Origin of the sequence: Peptoniphilus senegalensis JC140, from assembly GCF_000321025.1 — a bacterium.
In the GTDB taxonomy this organism is placed as follows: Bacteria; Bacillota; Clostridia; order Tissierellales; family Peptoniphilaceae; genus Peptoniphilus_A; species Peptoniphilus_A senegalensis.
In genome coordinates this window covers 38,872-54,143 of record NZ_HE610718.1, presented here as the reverse complement: position 1 = coordinate 54,143, position 15,272 = coordinate 38,872, and the positions used below count along the sequence as shown (strand labels likewise).

The following is a 15,272-nucleotide window of genomic DNA, read 5'->3' as shown; positions in this document are numbered from 1 at the left end:
CACATCCTCCCAGGGTATGGGAGGATTTTTAATAGGAGTTGTTTATGAAATATTTAGGTTTACACGATATAAGAACTGAATTTTTAAAATTTTTTGAATCAAAGGGACATTTGATACTACCAAGTTTTTCACTAATTCCAAAAAATGACAAATCATTACTTTTAATTGGAGCAGGAATGGCGCCAATGAAAAAATTTTTCACTGGAGAAGAAGTTCCACCTTCAAAAAGAGTTACAACTTGCCAAAAATGTATTAGAACTGGCGATATAGACAATGTAGGCTTAACAGATAGACACGCAACATTTTTTGAAATGCTTGGCAATTTTTCCTTTGGAGATTACTTTAAACACGAAGTAATTCCTTGGGCTTGGGAATTTTTGACAGTTAATCTTGAAATTCCAAAGGAAGATCTTTGGGTAACTGTTTATCATGAAGATGATGAAGCCTATAATATTTGGAAAGACGTTATTGGAATACCTGAAGAAAAAATAATTAGACTTGGAAAAGATGATAACTTCTGGGAACTTGAAGTTGGTCCATCTGGTCCATGTTCAGAAATTTATGTTGATAGAGGACTAGAATATGGCTCAGAAGATGAAAGACCAGGAGGAGAAGGAGACAGATTCATCGAAGTATGGAATTTAGTTTTCACACAATTTGATAAAGATGAAGAAGGAAATTACAATCCACTTTCACATCCAAACATTGATACAGGAATGGGTCTTGAAAGAATTGCCACAGTTTTACAAAAGACTGACAATATTTTTGAAATTGATGCAATTAAAGATATTATTGGGGAAATTGCTAAAGTTTCAGGCAAAAAATATGGCGAAGATAAAAAGGCGGACATTTCCTTTAGAGTTATTACAGACCACATAAGAGCAATGACTTTCATGATTTCTGACACAATTGTGCCATCAAATGAAGGAAGAGGCTATGTCTTAAGAAGACTTATAAGAAGAGCTGCAAGACATGGAAGAAAATTGGGAATAAAGAGAGCCTTCTTATTTGAAATTGCAGACATGGTAATGGACTCTTGGGGCGAACAATACAAAGAATTAAAGGAAAATAGAGAATCTATCAAGGAAATAATCAGAAGAGAAGAAGAAAAGTTCTTAGAAACTATTGATGGTGGACTTGTTAGACTTAATGCTCATATCGAAGAAATGAAGGAAAGTGGCGAAAAGCTGCTTGACGGCAAAAAAGCTTTTAAACTCTATGACACTTATGGTTTCCCTGTTGATTTGACAGAGGAAATTCTTAAAGAAGAAGGTCTTGATGTTGATATGGCTGGTTTTGAAGAAGAGATGAATCTTCAAAAGAATAGAGCAAGAGCTGCGAGAGATGACAAAAATGTTGGCTGGGCAAACCAAGACAACAAGCACCTATTTGAAGGACTTTCTAATGAATTTTTAGGCTACGAAAAAGATGAATGCCAAGGAAATATTATAAGAATAATTTCTGATGATGACGAAATTGTTGACTCTATAAATGAAGGAGAAAAGGGAATTGTTATCCTAGATAAAACTACTTTCTATGGCGAAAGTGGTGGACAAGTAGGAGACACTGGAGAAATTATTTCTGATAAATTCAAATTAAAAGTTACTGACACTAAAAAAACTAAGGATGGACTTCATCTACACTTTGTAGAAGTAGAAGAAGGAAATCTAGAAAAAGCTCCTGTAAAGATTACTATTGATGTAAATAGAAGAAATAATATAAGAAGAAATCACTCTGTAACTCACTTACTTCATAGAGCACTAAAAGATGTTTTAGGAAATCATGTAAATCAAGCTGGATCACTTGTTATGCCAGACAGAATGAGATTTGACTTTTCACACTTTGAAGCTATGTCTAAAGAAGAAATTGAAAAAGTAGAAAAAATAGTAAATGAAAAGATTTTTGAAGCTTTACCAGTTAATACTAAAATAACAAGCTTAGATGATGCTAAAGAAATGGGAGCAATAGGACTTTTTGAAGACAAATATCATGAAGAAGTTAGAGTTCTTTCTATGGGAGATTATTCTCGTGAACTTTGTGGAGGTACTCATGTGTCAAATACTTCTCAAATTTCAATGTTTAAAATCTTATCTGAAAGTGGTATAAGTAATGGGATTAGAAGAATTGAATCTATTACTGGTCCTTCTGTTTTGAAATATCTAAATGAATTAAAAGATGAGCAAGAAGAAATAGCTAAGGAATTAAAATCAAATAAAGAAGAAATTCTACAGAAGATTAAATTAAATATTAAGAGTCTTAAAGAAGCAAATAAAGAAATTGAAAGACTTGAGCACGATAAGGCAAAGGACCAAATTTCTGGACTTATAGATTCTGTAAAGAATAAAAATGGCATAAATTATGTTGTAAAGAAATTTGAAGGAGTAGATGTAAATACACTTAGGGACTTAGCTGATGAAGTTAGAAATAAAATTGGTTCAGTTGTAGTTTTATTTGCAACAGTAAATGATAATAAACTAAACTTTGTATGTGCAGTTTCAAAAGACTTAGTAGAAAAGAAAATCGCTGCTGGAAAAATTATTAAAGAAATTGCAAAAGTAGCTGGTGGCGGAGGCGGAGGCAGACCTGATATGGCAACTGCTGGTGCTAAAGACTTAGGAAAGGTTAAAGAAGCTCTAAATAAGCTAAGCGAGCTATTATAATATTATCAAAATAGATAATTTATGATATAATCTATTTGGAGGTAATTATGGGTCAAAACAATAATACACAAATTTTTGAAAAAAACAGTTTGGAGCAAGAAAGAATTAAGAGTATTTTAAAAGTTGTTTACAATGCTCTAGAGGAAAAAGGATACAATCCTTCTGACCAAATTATTGGATATATACTATCTGGCGATCCAACATATATTACAAGCCATGATAATGCAAGATCCATGATACAAGAAATAGAGCGTGACGAGCTTTTACAAGAAATGTTAAAAGTTTATTTAGAAAAGATTTGAGATGGCTAGACCATCTCTTTTACATATTATATATGTACCTGTAAAGGTTGTGGTTATATGAATAGAATTTTAGGCCTTGACGTTGGAGATGTGTGGATAGGAGTAGCTATATCAGATGCTTTAATGCTCACAGCCCAACCTCTTATGACAATTAAGAGAGAGTCAAATAAGATTGCCTATGATAAAATTCATGACATAATAAAAGAAAATGATGTAGAAAAAATAGTGGTAGGTCTTCCAAAGAACATGAACAACACTATTGGACCTCAAAGTGAAAAAGTCATGAAGTTTGCAGAAAAATTAAAAAATAAATTTAATATTGAAATTGAGTATGTTGACGAGAGAATGACTACTTTAATGGCACAGCAAGTTCTAATAGAAGGTTCTGTTCGCAGAGAAAATAGAAAAAAATATATAGATAAAATTGCAGCGACATATATTCTGCAATCCTATCTGGATAGAATTAATTTATAGGTGATAAAATGGAAAAAATAAAATTATATGATGAAAATGATGTTGAAGTTGAATTTTTTGTAGATGCAAAGTTTTCAATTGAAGACACAGACTATGTTGCCCTCTATACAGATGAAGAAGAACCAGAAATCTATATATTGAAAGTGATAGAAGATGAAGATGGCAATGAGCTTCTTGCTGGCATTGATGACGATGAACTTGAAGATGCAAAAAAAGCTTATGAAGAACTTTTAGATGAATTGGAATAGGTGATTATATGGATTTTAATATTGAGCCTGTTAAAAAAATCTTAAAAGATAGTGGTTACAAATACACTAAACAAAGAGCAAAAGTTTATGAAATTTTCTTGGACAATAAAGATAAACACATGACAACTGAAGAGGTTTATAATTTAGTTGCAAAAAAAGATCCTGAAATGGGTATTGCAACTATATATAGAACTGTCCAATTGTTTCACAAACTTGGCGTTTTAGACCAAATTGTATTTGATGACAATATTATAAGATATGAGCTTAGAGTCCCAAGTGAAGGACATAGACATCATCATCTTGTTTGCATAAATTGTGGAAAAGTTGAAGAAGTTGACATCGACAATTTGAATGAATTAGAAGCTAAAGTTGAAAAAGAGAAGAATTTTAAAATTATTGACCACACTCTAAAATTTATGGGTTATTGCGAAGACTGCCGCCACGAATTTGAGGAGAAAGCAAATTAATGAAAAATACTAATAAAGTGAAGATTATTCCCCTGGGAGGACTTCACGAGATTGGAAAAAATCTTACAGTTATAGAATACAGGGATGATATTATTATTATCGACTGTGGTATGACTTTCCCAGAAGACGAAATGCTTGGTATTGATGTAGTAATACCAGATGTAACTTATTTGGAAAATAATAAGCACAAGATTAGAGGACTTGTATTAACTCACGGTCACGAAGACCACATTGGTGCAATTCCATACGTATTAAGAAAGATAGATTTAGACATTTATGGAACAGGTCTTACTATTGGACTTTTGGAAAACAAGTTAAAAGAGCATAGACTTTCAAAAGACAAACTCCATGTAGTTAATGCAGGAAATGTTGTAAAACTTGGAAAAATGGAAGTTGAATGGATAAATGTAAACCACTCCATACCAGATTCTTGTGCCTTAGCTATAAAGACACCTCTTGGCTATGTTTATCATTCAGGAGACTTTAAAGTTGACTTTACACCAATTAGTGGAAAGCCAATTAACCTAACTAGGATTGCTGAAATAGGAGAAAAAGGTGTACTTGCAATGATTGGCGAAAGTACAAATGTACTAAGACCAGGTTACACAATGAGTGAATCCAAGGTTGGAGAAACTTTTAATAGACTTTTCCAAAACTTACAAGACAACAGGATTATCATTGCGACATTTGCATCAAATGTCCATAGAGTTCAACAAATTATAAACTCTGCAGAAAAATATGGCAGAAAAGTTGTACTTTCTGGCAGGTCAATGGTAAATGTAACGGAGACTGCAAGAAAACTTGGACAATTTAGAGTTAAAAAAGATACTTTTGTTGACATAAAAGATATGGATAAGTATGATGACAGTGAAATTGTATTAATAACAACTGGTTCACAAGGGGAGCCAATGTCTGCTCTTACTAGAATTGCTTATGGCGAACACAGAAAGATAGAGCTTACTCCAAATGATGCAATAATTCTTTCGGCGACTCCAATTCCTGGAAATGAAAATGCAGTTACAAAAGTTATAAATAGACTTCTTGAAAGAGGAGCAAAGGTAATTTATGAGACTCTTTCAGAAATTCACGTTTCAGGTCACGCTTGTCAAGAAGAATTAAAATTAATTTTAAGCCTAGTAAAGCCAAAATATTTTATTCCTGCTCACGGCGAAGTTAGACACTTGATGAAACATGCTAAGATTGCAACTCAAATGGGAATGTCAGAAGAGAATATTTTCATTATGGAAAATGGAAATTGTCTAGAAATTTCACAAAAAGAAGCTAAATTAGTTGGCGATGTTCCTTCAGGAAATATTTTAGTTGATGGACTTGGTGTTGGCGATGTCGGAAATATTGTATTAAGAGACAGAAGACATCTTTCTGAAGATGGACTCATAATAGTTGTAATAACTATTACAAAAGAAGGAAAAGTTGTTTCAGGACCAGACATAATATCAAGAGGATTTGTCTATGTTAGAGAATCTGAAGATTTAATTGAAGATGCAAAAAATGTTGTTAGAAAAATTTTAAATGACAACTCAAGAGACAATTTAAAGGATTGGAATGGACTCAAGTCAGACATCAGAGATAATTTGAGGTCTTACATTTTCAAAAATACAAAGAGAAATCCTATGATTTTACCAATTATTATGGAGGTTTAGGATATTTAGGGAATCTGTTAGGTTCCCTTTTTTAGAGGAATTATGCCAAATATAAATTATGATTATATAGAAAATTATCTTAGAGATTTAAAAGACATAAAAGATGACAAATTAAGAGAAATGTTTGATTATGCTGAAAAAAATCACGTGCCAATCATAGAGAGAGAAAGTGAAGAATTTTTAAATTTTTTGATTTCTATGCAAAAGCCAAAAAAAATTCTTGAGCTAGGCACAGCTATTGGCTACTCATCTATTTCCTTCGCAATGAGAAATAAGTGTGTAGAAAAAATTGACAGCGTAGAATTAAAGGAAGAAATGGCAGAAATTGCCAAGAAAAATATTTCTGATGTTGGCTTAGATAATGTTATTACTGTTTACCTAAGTGATGCCTATGATTTTTTGGAGGACTTAAAAGAGTCCTATGACTTAATTTTTATTGATGCGGCAAAGGGTCAGTACGAAAAGTATTTTGAGTCAGCACTGAAAAATCTAAATAAAAAGGGCCTTATCATTTGCGATAATGTGCTCTTTAAGGGCATGATTGCAGAAAATTCATTAGTTAAGAGAAGAAAAATAACTATAGTTAAAAGACTTAGAAAATTTTTAAAAGATATTTCAGAAGATGAGAGATTTATATCTTCCGTAGTTCCCATTGGAGACGGAGTACTTTTAGTTAGGAGAAAAGATGAAGAAGATTGAACTTTTAGCACCAGCTGGTGATATTAATAAATTAAAAACTGCAGTGGAGTATGGTGCCGATGCAGTTTATCTTGGTGGAGAAAGCTTTGGACTTAGAAAGGCATCAAAGAATTTTTCTCTAGAAGATATTAAGTGGGCAGCAGATTATTTACATGAGAGGGGAAAAACTCTTCATGTTACATTAAATATTATTCCTCACGATAAAGACATGGCGGGAGTAGAAGATTATATCAAGAAGTTATATGAAATTGGAGTTGACGCACTAATTGTTGCAGACCCTGGTATGTTTATGAAGGTAAAGGAAGTGGCACCAGATTTTCCAATTCACATTTCAACTCAAGGCTCAGTTACAAATGCCCAAACAGTAAAATTTTGGCAAAAACTTGGAGCAGAAAGAGTTGTAATGGCAAGGGAGTTAAGTTTAAAGGAAGTTTCTGATATAATAAAGGAAGTTGGAGATTCCATTGAAATTGAAACCTTTGCTCATGGGGCAATGTGTATGTCTTACTCAGGCAGATGCCTTTTGTCAAATTATATGACTGGAAGAGATGCTAATATGGGCGACTGTGCACAACCTTGCAGGTACAAATATCATTTAGTTGAGGAGAAGAGACCTGGCGAATATTTCCCAATAGAAGAACATGACGAAGGAACTTTTATAATGAACTCCAAGGACCTCTCAATGATTGAGCATATTGATGACTTAATCGAAGCAGGTATTTCTAGCTTAAAAATCGAGGGTAGAGTTAAAAGTGAATATTATCTTGCAACAGTTATAAGGTCTTATAGAATGGCAATTGATACTTATTATGCTGACAAGGAAAATTATAAGTATGATCCTTATCTTTTAAATGAGATAAAAAAAGTTAGTCACAGAGATTTTACAACGGGATTTTTCTATGGCAAAGCTAATGAAAATTCACAAGTTTATGAAGATAATTCTTACATCAGAGGCTATGACTTTGTTGGAATTGTCCTTAATTATGACAAAGATACTAAAATCGCAACTATTGAGCAAAGAAATAGAGTTTTTGTTGGCGATGAAATAGAAATTTTTGGACCAGGAATAAAACACTTTGACTACAAAATCGAAAAGATGTTAGATGATAAGGATAGAGAAATAGAAGTTGCAAATAAGGCAAAGCAAATTTTTAAGATAAAAATAGACGAGCCTATTAAAAAAGGATTTATTTTGAGGAGAGAAAATGAAGACTAAAGCCTGCATTATTGGTATATGTGGTGGAAGTGGTAGTGGAAAGAGCACTGTCACAAAAAAATTAATTGAGCTTATAGGTAAAGATAATGTGTCTGTAATTGAGCAGGATTCTTATTACAAAGATCAGTCAAATCTCGTATTTGAAGATAGGGTAAAGACTAACTATGATCATCCACTTGCCTTTGACAATGACCTTTTATACGAACACTTAAAGATGTTAAAAGATGGAAAGGAAATTGAAAAGCCAATTTATGACTTTTCACTTCACAATAGAAAAAAGGAAAAAGAGAAAGTATATCCAAAGCCAATTATAATTTTGGAAGGAATTTTGATTTTCAATGAAGTGAATTTAATTGATATTATGGATATAAAAGTTTTTGTTGATACAGACGCTGATGTGAGAATTATTAGAAGAATAAAGAGAGATATGGAAGAAAGAGGAAGATCTCTTGATTCTGTTATAGATCAGTATCTTTCCACAGTTAGACCTTCTCATCTTCAATTTGTTGAGCCCTCTAAGAGATATGCGGATGTTATCGTACCTGAAGGTGGAGAGAATGAAGTTGCCATTGACCTGTTATATCAAAAAATTAAATCTTTAGTATAAAAAGTATTTGACAATATAAAAACTATGTGTTATCATATCACATGTTATTAAAGAAGAAGTCCGCTTCTCACCTAATGGCAAAGTCATTTAGGTTGTTTTAAAATTATGATGAATTTGCGGGCATCTTTGTGTGCCTGCTTTTTTAATTTACGGAGGTGCTTAGAAATTAAAGAACTTCAAATCAATGAAGAGATAAGAGAGAAGGAAGTCAGATTAGTAGATGATGAAGGCAATCAATTAGGTCTTGTACCTAGGATGCAAGCCCTTGATTTGGCTATATCTAAAAAGCTGGACTTAGTAAATGTTGCTCCAAACGCAAAACCACCAGTATGTCGTATAATGGACTATGGTAAATACAGATACGAACAAGAGAAGAAAGAAAAAGAAGCTAGAAAAAAACAAAAGGTTATCAATATTAAGGAGCTTAGATTTACTCCAAATATTGAAGATCATGACTTGAATACTAAAGCCAATAGAGCTATTGATTTCTTAAAAAATGGTGATAGAGTTAAGGTTTCAGTAAGATTTAGAGGTAGAGAAATGGGTCACACTGATTTAGGACAAGAAGTTCTCGACAAGTTCTATGATTTAGTTTCTGAGTATGGAGTTGTGGACAAAAAACCTAAACTGGAAGGAAGAAATCTTGTAATGTTCCTTTCAGAGAGAAAAGACAATGATAAGTCTGATAATTAAAGGAGGATTTTTATGGCAAAAATGAAAACTCACAGAGCTTCCGCAAAGAGGTTTAAGAGAACTGGTTCCGGAAAGCTTAGAAGATTTTATGCTTATAAAGGACATTTAACAGGTAAGAAGACTGCTAAGAGACTAAGAAAACTTAGAAAGGGCAGTTTAGTTTCTAAAGGTGATCAAAAGAGAATTGATCACATGATCCCTTAATAGGAGGTAAAGATGGCTAGAGTAAAAAGAGGCGTTAACGCTAAAAAAAGACATAAGAATATCCTAAAACAAGCTAAGGGATATTTTGGTGCAAAATCAAAATTATTTAGAACTGCTAACCAAGCTGTTATGAAATCTCTTAACTATTCATACATTGGTAGAAAACAAAGAAAAAGAGATTTTAGAAAACTTTGGATAACAAGAATTAATGCAGCTGCTAGACTTAATGGCATGAGCTATTCAAAATTCATTAGTGGTCTAAAGAAAGCTAATGTTAATATTAACAGAAAGATGCTTTCTGAAATGGCAATTAATGACCCAGCTGGTTTTGCAAAATTAGTTGAGATTGCAAAAGAAAATTAATTTTATGCTCCCACTAGGGAGCTTTTTTTATGAAAATTTTTGTATAATAATTATATAAAATATTTAAAAGAGGTTATTATGTTTAGAAATTTAAAAAAGAATCCACCTCTCATTGTTTGCCTTTCCTTTTTTGCCCTAATATTTTTGGGGGCCTTGCTATTGGACCTTCCCATAGCTAGTGCAAATGGAGAGAGCCTCGGATTTTTAAATGCCTTTTTCACATCCACATCTGCATCTTGTGTAACTGGGCTTATAGTAGTTAATACTGCAGAACATTGGACAGCCTTTGGCAAAGTTGTAATTATTCTTTTAATTCAAATTGGTGGACTAGGCACAATGGTATTTTTATCACTTATTGCCATGGCTTTAAATAAGAAGATAGGTATAACAGAGAGAAGAATTATCGTTGAGCAGACTTCAGCTGACACCAGCAAGGGAATTATTAGACTTGTAATTTATATAATAAAGTTTTCTTTGACAGTTGAATTTATTGGAGCAATTTTACTTGCCACTAGATTTATACCTGACTTTGGTCTAGAAAAAGGAATTTTATATTCTCTATTTCATTCTGTTTCTGCTTTTTGTAATGCAGGCTTTGACATTTTGGGAGATTCACTGGTAACTTATGTAGATAGTTTTACTGTCAACATAGTTATTTCTCTCTTAATAATTTTTGGTGGTTTAGGTTTTACAGTTTTTATTGACGTCTTTAGAAAGAAAAATTTTAAAAACCTAACTCTTCACTCAAAAGTTGTTATTTCGATTACTTTGATATTACTAATAATTGGTACTATTGCTTTTTTCCTAATTGAATACAATAGTCCAGCTATGGAAGGATTGACTTTAAAGAGTAGAATTTTAGCTTCTTTCTTTATGTCTTCTACAGCAAGAACGGCGGGATTTAATACAATTGACATAGGAAAGATGCAAGAAGGCTCTATTATTGTGACAATTATGCTCATGTTTATTGGAGCATCGCCTGCATCAACTGGTGGAGGAATAAAGACTACAACTTTTGGTATTTTATTATTTTCAACAATTTCAGTTTTGAGGGGAAATAAGGAGACAGAAATATTTCATAAGACAATACCGAGAGATGCCCTATTAAAATCTCTTTGCATCTTTTCCTTAGGTTCTGCCTTGGTAATATTCTCTTCTCTTTTTATTACAATCCTTGAACAAGGAAAGTTCTTATATTTAGATATTTTATATGAAATTGTATCTGCCTTTGGCACTGTAGGAATAACAAGGGGAATTACAAGTGATTTAAGTTCTCTTTCAAAAGTAATTTTAATTGTTTTGATGTATCTTGGAAGAGTTGGAGCAGCAACTTTAGGAATAGGTATTTTAAATAGAAGTAGAAAAAAACATACGAGATATTCTGAAGGAAAAATTATAGTGGGGTAATTATGAAGACATTTATTGTATTTGGTTGTGGTAGATTTGGTTCGACTGTAGCTACAAGATTATATGATTTAAAAAATGATGTTGTAATTGTAGATTCTGATGAAGAAAAAATTGATGCTATTTCAGAAAATGTTACAGAAGCAGTTGTATGCGATCTTGAAGATGAAAAGGCAATGACAGAGCTTGCATTAAAAAATTATGATGTTGCAGTTGTTGCCATTGGAGAAAATTTGCAAGCTGCAATTATGGCAGTTCTTGCATCAAAGGAAGCAGGAGTAGAAAAAGTTATTGCAAAGGCACCTAATTATAGGTTTGGAAAAATTTTGTTAAAGTGTGGAGCTGACAAAATAATTTTCCCTGAGAGAGATATGGGATTTAGACTTGCAAATAATTTGTCTAATGACAGCCTTCTTGATGCCAATGAAATTTCCAAGGGTTATAGTATTTATGACTTCAAGGTAAATCCACAGATGAACGGCAAGGAACTTAAAGATTTAAAGCTTAGAGAAACTTATAATTTTAATATCTTGATTGTAAAAAGAGCTGGAGAAAACTTTGTTAATCCAGAAGCATCTTTTAAGATAAAAGAGGATGACACTCTAACAGTTTTAGGTTCAGATAAGGATATTAAAAAATTCACAGAAAAAAATTAAGGGCTACTTAGTCCTTATTTTTTTGCGGATTTTTATAAAAATTTTTTTAGGACTAATTCATAGACAAGCAGAAGCCAAGCTATGAGGTTAAAGACATAAGAGACTTTGCCTCTAAGTTTTTCGTCTGGAATTATTTTTGTGTATTTAGTCAAAAAGTATCCAAATAAAGCAACAAAATAGACACATATTTCAAGATATTTAATCATAAAAACACCTCCTATTTTAATTTTATCATAAGAAAAAATATTTTGAAGAATACTTTGTTTACATATTGAGCTTTATAAACTACAATTAAGTTAATACATAAAAGAACTAGAAAGAGGAGAGACAATGAAAAAATTAAAAAAACTTTTACTTATGACTTTAGTGGCAACTTCACTAATTGCCTGCAACAAAAACACAGACACAGCCAATGCACCTAAGGAAGAAGAAAAAAAGAACCAGAAAAAATAGTTTATTACACACCACTTACTCATGAAGAAAGAGACAATGAAGAGCAAGCAAAGAAAAAGATTTTTGCAGTTATGCTTGACAATCACGATGATGCAAGACCTCAAGCACAAATTTCTAAGGCTGACATAATTTATGAGTACAGAGTTGAAGGTGAGTTCACAAGATATATGGCACTTTTCCAAAGTAATTTCCCAGAAAATGTTGGACCAGTTCGTTCTGCAAGGCCTTACTTTGTGCAAACTGCCAAGGAATACAATGCAATTTATGCTCACTGGGGTGGTTCTGAAGCAGGGCTTGCTGAAGTTAGAAGTAGAAATGTTGTTGACCTTGATGGAATTGCCCTTGAAGGAATAGTCTTTCACAGAAATAAAAATGTTGGCAAGCGAGCACCTCATAATGGATACATTTCTCTACCTGAACTTGAGAATTATTTAGTAGAGAAAAAGCAAATTGATGTAAATGACAATGCTGTATCACTAAATTTTTATGATAAGATTGCAGAAATTGAAGGCCTAGATGTAAAGGAAATAACTTTAAATTTCAACAATAGGTATAAGACTAATTTCATTTACGACGAAGCAAGTGGAAAGTATAAGTACATCCGCCAAGATAAACCTGTAATTGACGAAGCAACAGGGGAAGAATTTTCCACAGACAATCTTGTAGTCCTCTTCCAAAAGGGAGTTGTCGCTGGACCTAAGGGAACTTTAAAAATGGCAAACATAGGTAGCGGCTCAGGACTTCTTCTTCAAAAGGGAAAACTTGCTCCTATAACTTGGGAAAAGGAAAATGAAGATGCTAGAACAATTTTAAAATATCTTGATGGTACGGAAGTTAAATTTTATCCAGGCAGAACTTTCTTTTCTATAGTTGATGAAGAAAAGGATGCAGTTTACCAAGTTCCACAAGCTGAAGGTCAAGAAGGTCAAGATTCTTCTTCTGCAAATACTAATGCAAAGTCGGAAAGAGAAACTGCAAAAAAATAATTTTTTAAAATATTTTTCTTGGGTAAATATAAGCACGAGGTGATATTATGATTAATATGACAAAAATTGATTATGTAATAAATGCCACTGGAGCATCCTATGAAATTGTAAGAAAGGCACTTTTAGACAGCGACGGCGATGTTGACGAAGCTATAAAATTTATAAACGAAGGAAAATACGATGAAGGCGCTGAAGCTTCAGAGGTATTTGAAAGCGAAGAAGAAAAAGAATCCTATGAAAGTCGTGAAAATAAAACAGGCAGAGAATATGTTGACGAAGTTATAAATTATCTTGACGAAATTGTAGATGCAATTAAAGAAATTTGGAGAAAGGGCAATGCAAGCAGACTTCTTGTTGAAAAAGACAATGAAACAGTCCTATCTCTTTCCCTAACTACATCTGCAATTGGAATGATTTTGGCACTTCCTGCATCACTTATTGGACTTTCTGCAGCCTATGTCTATGACTACTCCTTTAAAATAATTATGGAAAATGGAGAAGTAATTGATGTCAAAGAATATTTAAAAGAAAAAAGTAATTTTAAATAAAACAAAAGTGAAGAGCCCTTCGGGGCTTTTTTCTTTAATGAATAGAGGAGAAAAATGCTAATCACAAGTAAAAATAATGATACATTTAAGTTTCTAAAGTCTTTAAAAGAGAAAAAATATAGACAAGAGCATGGACTTTTTATGGTGGAAAAGCCAGTGGTGATTGAAGAGGCGAGAGACTTTAGACCAAAGTACATTGCCATTAAGGAGTCTATATATAAAGAAAATAAATTTGCACATATAACAAAAAAGGTAAAAGAAGAGAATTTATTTATTTTTTCAGACAATATTTTCAAAAATCTTTGTGATGCAGTGACTTCGCCTGGCATAATCGCCTATTACAGTGAAGTCCACAGAGAATTTAATGAAAATTCTGGAAAATTTTTGTACTTAGATGACATAAGAGAGCCGGGAAACCTTGGAGGTATGATAAGATCTGCTGATGCCTTTGGACTTGACGGACTAATAATTTCGCCAAACTCCTGCGATTTATACAATCCAAAAACAGTTAGATCTTCCATGTCATCAATTTTTAGGGTTCCAATTTATTTTATGAGCCGAGAAGATTTAGTCGCTTTAGACTTTAACATCATTTCGACTTCACTTGACAATTCCACTTCTACAAGGGACTATAAATTTAAGGATAAGGACATTGTTGTAATTGGCAACGAGGCAAAGGGAGTATCCGACTTTTTAATGTCTCATGCAAAGAGTTTTTTAAATATTCCAATCTCAGAGAATGTTGACTCTCTCAATGCCAATGTTGCGGCATCAATTATAATTTACGAGATGATGAAATGACTTATATATTAGTTGCAGAAAACTTTCCAGAAGACTCTGCCGAAAAATTAAAAGCCTACGGAGAAGTAGTGAGGACTCGTGCCAACAAAAACCTTTTAAAGGGGCTTGACTCGCACACAGATATATTAGTCCATCCGATTCCCAGTGGAGAGCTTGTTGTCGATAGGGAAAATTTTGAATACTACAAAAAAATTTTTCCAGACAAAAATATCCTTCCCTCTAACTCAATTTTGTCAAAAAAGTATCCAAAAGATGTTCCCCTAAATGCCTTTTCCTTTAAAAATTATTTCATTCACAATTTAAAATTTACAGATAAAGTTCTTTTAGATTATTACAAAAATTCTGGCTATGAGATGATAAATATTAAGCAAGGCTATGGCAAGTGCTCCTGCCTTGTTACTAACGACTTTATAATTACAAGCGACGGAGGAATTTATGAAAGCCTAAGGGATTTTATACCAATTTATAAGATAAATCATGGGGAGATTAGACTTCAAAACTTTAATTATGGTTTCATCGGCGGGGCAAGTGGAGTCTTGGGCAAAAAAATTTTCTTCACAGGAGATTTTTCTCATCACTCCTCCCATGAAGAAATTTTAAAAATTATAAAGAAATATAATTATGAAATTGAAATTTTGTCAAAAGATCCCATAGAAGACTTTGGTTCTATTTATTTTATTTGAGGGTCTTTGTAAAAATGGAAAATATAAAAGGATGGTATGTAGAAGGGTTAATTCCCTTCTTTAATACCATCTTTTATTTATAATATAATTATTAGGATATTTATAAACATATACTATCTATTTATTTTTTTGTGAATAATTTTTTTA

General features: G+C 32.5%; 20 protein-coding genes. 19 read left to right on the top strand and 1 reads right to left on the bottom strand.

Annotated elements, in window-relative coordinates; all coding sequences use genetic code 11:
• Positions 1-44: 44 nt before the first annotated feature.
• The 14 genes from alaS to PTSHG_RS04405 all read left to right on the top strand — a co-directional run bounded on the left by alaS (position 45) and on the right by PTSHG_RS04405 (position 11,654).
• Positions 45-2,660, top strand: a complete 2,616-nt coding sequence (gene alaS / locus PTSHG_RS04470) for an alanine--tRNA ligase (RefSeq protein WP_019107690.1) — start codon at positions 45-47, stop codon at positions 2,658-2,660.
• A 47-nt stretch (positions 2,661-2,707) separates the two neighbouring features.
• Complete coding sequence (locus PTSHG_RS04465) at positions 2,708-2,962, top strand: IreB family regulatory phosphoprotein (protein WP_019107689.1); 255 nt, start codon at positions 2,708-2,710, stop codon at positions 2,960-2,962.
• Positions 2,963-3,019: 57 nt separating this feature from the next.
• Positions 3,020-3,436, top strand: coding sequence for a Holliday junction resolvase RuvX (ruvX, locus tag PTSHG_RS04460; protein WP_019107688.1), 417 nt, complete (start codon positions 3,020-3,022; stop codon positions 3,434-3,436).
• 8 nt (positions 3,437-3,444) lie between these two features.
• Positions 3,445-3,684, top strand: coding sequence for a DUF1292 domain-containing protein (locus PTSHG_RS04455; protein ID WP_019107687.1), 240 nt, complete (start codon positions 3,445-3,447; stop codon positions 3,682-3,684).
• Positions 3,685-3,692: 8 nt separating this feature from the next.
• Complete coding sequence (locus PTSHG_RS04450; protein ID WP_019107686.1) at positions 3,693-4,151, top strand: Fur family transcriptional regulator; 459 nt, start codon at positions 3,693-3,695, stop codon at positions 4,149-4,151.
• Entirely contained in the window at positions 4,151-5,812 is a 1,662-nt protein-coding gene (locus PTSHG_RS04445) for a ribonuclease J (RefSeq protein ID WP_019107685.1), read from the top strand. The genes PTSHG_RS04450 and PTSHG_RS04445 overlap by 1 nt, the downstream gene beginning before the upstream one ends.
• A gap of 42 nt (positions 5,813-5,854) precedes the next feature.
• Positions 5,855-6,511, top strand: a complete 657-nt coding sequence (locus tag PTSHG_RS04440; protein WP_019107684.1) for an O-methyltransferase — start codon at positions 5,855-5,857, stop codon at positions 6,509-6,511.
• A complete protein-coding gene (locus tag PTSHG_RS04435; RefSeq protein ID WP_019107683.1) occupies positions 6,498-7,727 on the top strand; it encodes a peptidase U32 family protein in 1,230 nt (409 codons plus the stop codon). The genes PTSHG_RS04440 and PTSHG_RS04435 overlap by 14 nt, the downstream gene beginning before the upstream one ends.
• On the top strand, positions 7,717-8,334 hold the full coding sequence (gene udk / locus PTSHG_RS04430; RefSeq protein ID WP_019107682.1) for a uridine kinase: 618 nt from the start codon (positions 7,717-7,719) through the stop codon (positions 8,332-8,334). Before PTSHG_RS04435 ends, udk begins: the two co-directional genes overlap by 11 nt.
• A 105-nt stretch (positions 8,335-8,439) precedes the next feature.
• A complete protein-coding gene (infC, locus tag PTSHG_RS04425; protein ID WP_238318730.1) occupies positions 8,440-9,027 on the top strand; it encodes a translation initiation factor IF-3 in 588 nt (195 codons plus the stop codon).
• 12 nt (positions 9,028-9,039) lie between these two features.
• Entirely contained in the window at positions 9,040-9,231 is a 192-nt protein-coding gene (rpmI, locus tag PTSHG_RS04420; protein WP_019107680.1) for a 50S ribosomal protein L35, read from the top strand.
• Between the two features lie 12 nt (positions 9,232-9,243).
• A complete protein-coding gene (rplT, locus tag PTSHG_RS04415) occupies positions 9,244-9,594 on the top strand; it encodes a 50S ribosomal protein L20 (RefSeq protein ID WP_019107679.1) in 351 nt (116 codons plus the stop codon).
• Between the two features lie 78 nt (positions 9,595-9,672).
• Positions 9,673-11,001, top strand: a complete 1,329-nt coding sequence (locus tag PTSHG_RS04410) for a TrkH family potassium uptake protein (RefSeq protein WP_019107678.1) — start codon at positions 9,673-9,675, stop codon at positions 10,999-11,001.
• A 2-nt stretch (positions 11,002-11,003) separates the two neighbouring features.
• Positions 11,004-11,654 carry a potassium channel family protein gene (locus PTSHG_RS04405; RefSeq protein WP_019107677.1) on the top strand — a complete coding sequence of 217 codons (651 nt, stop codon included), beginning with the start codon at positions 11,004-11,006 and terminating at the stop codon, positions 11,652-11,654.
• Positions 11,655-11,686: 32 nt separating this feature from the next.
• Here PTSHG_RS04405 and PTSHG_RS09955 read toward each other — a convergent pair whose 3' ends face one another.
• Entirely contained in the window at positions 11,687-11,860 is a 174-nt protein-coding gene (locus PTSHG_RS09955) for a hypothetical protein (protein WP_019107676.1), read from the bottom strand.
• Positions 11,861-11,984: 124 nt separating this feature from the next.
• On the opposite strand from PTSHG_RS09955, the gene PTSHG_RS10225 reads away from it, so the two are divergent.
• From PTSHG_RS10225 to PTSHG_RS04380, 5 genes are all read left to right on the top strand, one after another.
• Positions 11,985-12,107 carry a hypothetical protein gene (locus PTSHG_RS10225; protein WP_019107675.1) on the top strand — a complete coding sequence of 41 codons (123 nt, stop codon included), beginning with the start codon at positions 11,985-11,987 and terminating at the stop codon, positions 12,105-12,107.
• 71 nt (positions 12,108-12,178) lie between these two features.
• Positions 12,179-13,093 (top strand): DUF3048 domain-containing protein, encoded by a 915-nt coding sequence (locus PTSHG_RS09215; RefSeq protein ID WP_019107674.1) that lies wholly within the window; start codon positions 12,179-12,181, stop codon positions 13,091-13,093.
• 47 nt (positions 13,094-13,140) lie between these two features.
• On the top strand, positions 13,141-13,641 hold the full coding sequence (locus tag PTSHG_RS04390; protein WP_019107673.1) for a DUF4342 domain-containing protein: 501 nt from the start codon (positions 13,141-13,143) through the stop codon (positions 13,639-13,641).
• A gap of 54 nt (positions 13,642-13,695) precedes the next feature.
• Positions 13,696-14,442, top strand: a complete 747-nt coding sequence (locus PTSHG_RS04385; protein WP_019107672.1) for a TrmH family RNA methyltransferase — start codon at positions 13,696-13,698, stop codon at positions 14,440-14,442.
• On the top strand, positions 14,439-15,125 hold the full coding sequence (locus PTSHG_RS04380; protein ID WP_019107671.1) for a DUF6873 family GME fold protein: 687 nt from the start codon (positions 14,439-14,441) through the stop codon (positions 15,123-15,125). Before PTSHG_RS04385 ends, PTSHG_RS04380 begins: the two co-directional genes overlap by 4 nt.
• Positions 15,126-15,272 lie beyond the last annotated feature (147 nt).

What these genes read in the sequence shown, in the direction of transcription:
- ruvX (WP_019107688.1), top strand. Translation starts at nt 3,020, where the DNA reads ATGAATAGAATTTTAGGCCTTGACGTTGGAGATGTGTGGATAGGAGTA.
- PTSHG_RS04405 (WP_019107677.1), top strand. Translation starts at nt 11,004, where the DNA reads ATGAAGACATTTATTGTATTTGGTTGTGGTAGATTTGGTTCGACTGTA.
- PTSHG_RS04385 (WP_019107672.1), top strand. Translation starts at nt 13,696, where the DNA reads ATGCTAATCACAAGTAAAAATAATGATACATTTAAGTTTCTAAAGTCT.
- alaS (WP_019107690.1), top strand. Translation starts at nt 45, where the DNA reads ATGAAATATTTAGGTTTACACGATATAAGAACTGAATTTTTAAAATTT.
- udk (WP_019107682.1), top strand. Translation starts at nt 7,717, where the DNA reads ATGAAGACTAAAGCCTGCATTATTGGTATATGTGGTGGAAGTGGTAGT.
- PTSHG_RS04450 (WP_019107686.1), top strand. Translation starts at nt 3,693, where the DNA reads ATGGATTTTAATATTGAGCCTGTTAAAAAAATCTTAAAAGATAGTGGT.
- PTSHG_RS04455 (WP_019107687.1), top strand. Translation starts at nt 3,445, where the DNA reads ATGGAAAAAATAAAATTATATGATGAAAATGATGTTGAAGTTGAATTT.
- PTSHG_RS09215 (WP_019107674.1), top strand. Translation starts at nt 12,179, where the DNA reads ATGCTTGACAATCACGATGATGCAAGACCTCAAGCACAAATTTCTAAG.
- PTSHG_RS04410 (WP_019107678.1), top strand. Translation starts at nt 9,673, where the DNA reads ATGTTTAGAAATTTAAAAAAGAATCCACCTCTCATTGTTTGCCTTTCC.
- PTSHG_RS04380 (WP_019107671.1), top strand. Translation starts at nt 14,439, where the DNA reads ATGACTTATATATTAGTTGCAGAAAACTTTCCAGAAGACTCTGCCGAA.
- PTSHG_RS04390 (WP_019107673.1), top strand. Translation starts at nt 13,141, where the DNA reads ATGATTAATATGACAAAAATTGATTATGTAATAAATGCCACTGGAGCA.
- PTSHG_RS04435 (WP_019107683.1), top strand. Translation starts at nt 6,498, where the DNA reads ATGAAGAAGATTGAACTTTTAGCACCAGCTGGTGATATTAATAAATTA.
- PTSHG_RS04465 (WP_019107689.1), top strand. Translation starts at nt 2,708, where the DNA reads ATGGGTCAAAACAATAATACACAAATTTTTGAAAAAAACAGTTTGGAG.
- PTSHG_RS04440 (WP_019107684.1), top strand. Translation starts at nt 5,855, where the DNA reads ATGCCAAATATAAATTATGATTATATAGAAAATTATCTTAGAGATTTA.
- PTSHG_RS04445 (WP_019107685.1), top strand. Translation starts at nt 4,151, where the DNA reads ATGAAAAATACTAATAAAGTGAAGATTATTCCCCTGGGAGGACTTCAC.
- PTSHG_RS10225 (WP_019107675.1), top strand. Translation starts at nt 11,985, where the DNA reads ATGAAAAAATTAAAAAAACTTTTACTTATGACTTTAGTGGCAACTTCA.
- rpmI (WP_019107680.1), top strand. Translation starts at nt 9,040, where the DNA reads ATGGCAAAAATGAAAACTCACAGAGCTTCCGCAAAGAGGTTTAAGAGA.
- PTSHG_RS09955 (WP_019107676.1), bottom strand. Translation starts at nt 11,860, where the DNA reads ATGATTAAATATCTTGAAATATGTGTCTATTTTGTTGCTTTATTTGGA.
- infC (WP_238318730.1), top strand. Translation starts at nt 8,440, where the DNA reads ATGATGAATTTGCGGGCATCTTTGTGTGCCTGCTTTTTTAATTTACGG.
- rplT (WP_019107679.1), top strand. Translation starts at nt 9,244, where the DNA reads ATGGCTAGAGTAAAAAGAGGCGTTAACGCTAAAAAAAGACATAAGAAT.